Raw genomic sequence first — 3291 nt, forward strand, 5'->3', positions numbered from 1 at the left:
AAATCGCTAAAATTGAGGTTTGACAAAACATAAAGAACTTGATCACGTAAAAAGGTATGGGAACACATCTATAGTAGCAAATTGAATGGAATCAGTAATATCAAGGGTTACAGAAATTTGTCCTGTGGCTCTAGGAGAAGATGTGGCAGGTGGTGCAGAGGTGGATCATTTGCAAGACGATGAAGCATGGGGCGGCGTCTTTGGGGTGACGAAGGGGCTCGTACAGGAATTTGGTAGAGACCGCGTTCTTGATACACCGATCTCTGAGGCAGGCTATGTTGGGGCAGCAATGGCCGCTGCGGCAACAGGGTTACGGCCGATCGCTGAATTAATGTTTAATGACTTTATTGGCAGTTGTTTAGATCAAGTGCTGAACCAAGGGGCTAAGCTAAGGTATATGTTTGGTGGTAAAGCGCAAGTACCTGTAACGATTCGCACGATGCATGGGGCTGGATTTCGCGCGGCGGCGCAACATTCGCAAAGCCTTTATGCAATGTTCACGGCGATGCCAGGCATTAAAGTCGTCGTTCCTTCTACTCCTTATGACGCGAAAGGCTTGCTGCTTTCTGCTATTGAAGACAATGACCCTGTTATCTTTTTTGAAGATAAGACGCTTTATAACACAATGGGTGAGGTTCCTGAGGGACATTATACCATTCCGCTCGGAAAGGCAGATATAAAGAGAAGGGGGGATGATCTATCGGTCGTGGCGATCGGCAAGCAAGTCCACACGGCTTTAACAGCTGCTGATCAGCTTGCAAAGAAAGGAATTGAAGTTGAAGTGATAGACCCGCGAAGTTTATCACCGCTAGATTCTGAGACGATCTTAACGTCAGTAGAAAAAACGAATCGACTCATCGTCATCGATGAAGCGAATCCAAGGTGTAGCATGGCTACCGACATTGCTGCTCTTGTGGCTGATGAAGGATTTGATTTCTTGGATGCACCGATTAAGAGAATTACAGCACCTCATACGCCAGTACCGTTCTCACCTCCATTAGAGGATCTATACTTGCCGACACCGGAAAATGTCATTCAGGCCGTATCAGAACTATTAGGAAATTCATCTTTACAAAGCGTATAGGGGGAACTTCGATGGCTGTTGAAGTAGTCATGCCAAAGTTAGGTATGTCGATGAAAGAAGGAACCATCTCGGTTTGGAATAAAAAAGAGGGGGACATGGTCGCAAAAGGCGAAGCGATCGTGAGCATTCAATCGGAAAAAATTGAGACAGAGATCGAGGCACCGGCAGGTGGTACTTTACTTAAAGTCGTTGTGCAGGAGGATCAAAGCGTTCCTCCTGGCACAGTCATTGGTTATATTGGAGAACCAAATGAACAGTTAGATCAATCCAAATCACTTGAAAAACAGCAGGCCGACTCTCATGCTGAAAAAGCGACGGAAGGAGCCGTTTTTGACGTGAAAAAGCCTTCTTCTAAAGGAGCCACAGTGAGTAGTTCGCCTGTTGCAAGAAAGATGGCCCTAAAGGCAGGGATTAATCTAGAGAACATAGTAGGAACAGGACCAGGGGAAAGGATTACGAAGGCTGATGTGGAAAAAGCCATTGCTGAGCAGAGGGTGGAACCAAGTGAAGCGAAACGATCGAATTCGGACGTTACAGAGAAGGGGATGCAAGACGGGGCCAAAATCACACCTGCGTCGGCCATGAGACAGGTGATCGCTACGCGGATGCACGGTAGTTTAATGCAATCAGCTCAGCTGACGATGAATATGAAAGCGGATGTAACGGACCTTATGGCTTTACGAGAGGAAGTAAACCACACTGTTCAAACACGATACGGGATGAAATTAACGGTAACTGACTTCATTGCCCGTGCTGTCGTACTCGCGTTACAAGAACATTCAAACATGAACAGCGCCTACATTGATGAGCATATCGTTACTTATGAATATGTCCATCTTGGGATGGCTGTCTCACTAACTCAAGGCTTAGTTGTCCCGGTCGTTCAACATGCCGAAGCCTTATCTGTGGTTGAGCTTTCAAAGCAGATTAAATCGTTGTCAGAGCAAGCTCGTACAGGAAAACTCCAAAGTGATCAACTGACAGGCTCCACATTTACGGTCACCAACCTTGGTATCTACGGTGTCGATCACTTTACGCCGATTTTGAACCCGCCTGAGGCTGGTATTTTAGGGGTGGGGGCGGCAACGGATGCACCCGTTTTTCAAGGTGGCGATTGGCAAACGAGAACCATGCTACCGCTTAGCTTAACGTTCGATCATCGAATCGTTGACGGGGCTCCTGCTGCCGAATTTCTACAAACGATAAAACAATTTTTAGAAAAACCCACTCACCTACTTTTGTAGAAAGGAGATTCCTATGGATAGAGTTGCGATCGTTGGAGGAGGACCAGCCGGGTATGTGGCGGCAATTACAGCCGCCCACCGGGGAAAGCAAGTGACTTTAATTGAGCAAAAAAAATTGTCTCTTCACCACTTTCTGTGGTACACGCACAATTCCAGAAATAAAGTTAGCGAGATTAGATACTAATCTAGTCGAACTCCTTCATCTTCTTAGCCACCATTCAGTTGGTAGGTTGAAAGCGGTCAAGTGGGTTCCTTGATGGGTTTCAACCTACCAACTACCCTTTGGCTAGCTGATGAAGGAATTTGTAAGCTGTTAAGCTGCCTGTTTTTCATTAGTTTTTCCCGTACACTCCAAAAATACACGTAAGCGAAATCGTTGGATATTTCGAAAGCCATATGCTCGCCTTTTGATGTTTTTAATTTTATGGTTTGTTCCTTCAATTCGACCATTAGTGTACGGAGTGAGAAAGTACTGAAGGATAGATGCTTTCCACTTCTCCAGTGTTCTGGCAACCTCTTGATAAGCTCTAAATGGGCTTGCTTTTGCTTCATTGATCCAGTTATCTAATAGTTCTTCAGCTGTGTCATAGTCACTGGCTTGGTAGAAGTCACGGAATGATTCTTTTAAGTAGTAAGCCAAGGCCAATTCATCATGTTCGTCGAGCCATCCTTCTAGCTGTTGCTTTTGTTGTTCAGTTAGATTTTCGTAGCCTTTTAATAAGGCAAATCTACCTTTTTTAAGTGTTGGAAACCGTTTTCTAACTTGATCTAAAGCTTGAGTCACTTTTTGAACGACATGGTATTTATCAATGACAAGACAAGCAGCTGGAAATAGCGTTTGGATGGCTTTATGGAACGGCTTCCACATATCGACGACAACCGTTTCTACACACGACTGAGAGAGTAAGTTCTTTGTTAAAAGGAGTTGAGTGGATTCAAAGCTTCGGTTCTCTTCCATCGCTA

3 protein-coding genes and 1 pseudogene are annotated in these 3291 nt (G+C 45.1%); 3 read left to right on the plus strand and 1 reads right to left on the minus strand.

Going from position 1 to position 3291, the window contains the following annotated elements; all coding sequences use genetic code 11:
• Positions 1-85 precede the first annotated feature (85 nt).
• From E2L07_RS09795 to E2L07_RS21220, 3 genes and pseudogenes are all read left to right on the plus strand, one after another.
• Positions 86-1084 (plus strand): alpha-ketoacid dehydrogenase subunit beta, encoded by a 999-nt coding sequence (locus tag E2L07_RS09795; RefSeq protein ID WP_420897814.1) that lies wholly within the window; start codon positions 86-88, stop codon positions 1082-1084.
• Between the two features lie 11 nt (positions 1085-1095).
• Positions 1096-2328 (plus strand): dihydrolipoamide acetyltransferase family protein, encoded by a 1233-nt coding sequence (locus E2L07_RS09800; protein WP_134229476.1) that lies wholly within the window; start codon positions 1096-1098, stop codon positions 2326-2328.
• Positions 2329-2341: 13 nt separating this feature from the next.
• A pseudogene (locus E2L07_RS21220) lies at positions 2342-2446 on the plus strand (FAD-dependent oxidoreductase); the annotation flags it as partial.
• 195 nt (positions 2447-2641) lie between these two features.
• On the opposite strand, the gene E2L07_RS09810 reads toward E2L07_RS21220, so the two are convergent.
• A partial coding sequence (locus E2L07_RS09810) for an ISL3 family transposase (protein WP_134229478.1) occupies positions 2642-3291 on the minus strand: 650 nt, incomplete at its 5' end.

The organism is Halalkalibacterium halodurans (genome assembly GCF_004376175.1).
In the GTDB taxonomy this organism is placed as follows: Bacteria; Bacillota; Bacilli; order Bacillales; family Bacillaceae_D; genus Halalkalibacterium; species Halalkalibacterium halodurans.

Coding starts and splice junctions, on each gene's coding strand:
- E2L07_RS09795 (WP_420897814.1), top strand. CDS start 86: ATGGAATCAGTAATATCAAGGGTTACAGAAATTTGTCCTGTGGCTCTA.
- E2L07_RS09800 (WP_134229476.1), top strand. CDS start 1,096: ATGGCTGTTGAAGTAGTCATGCCAAAGTTAGGTATGTCGATGAAAGAA.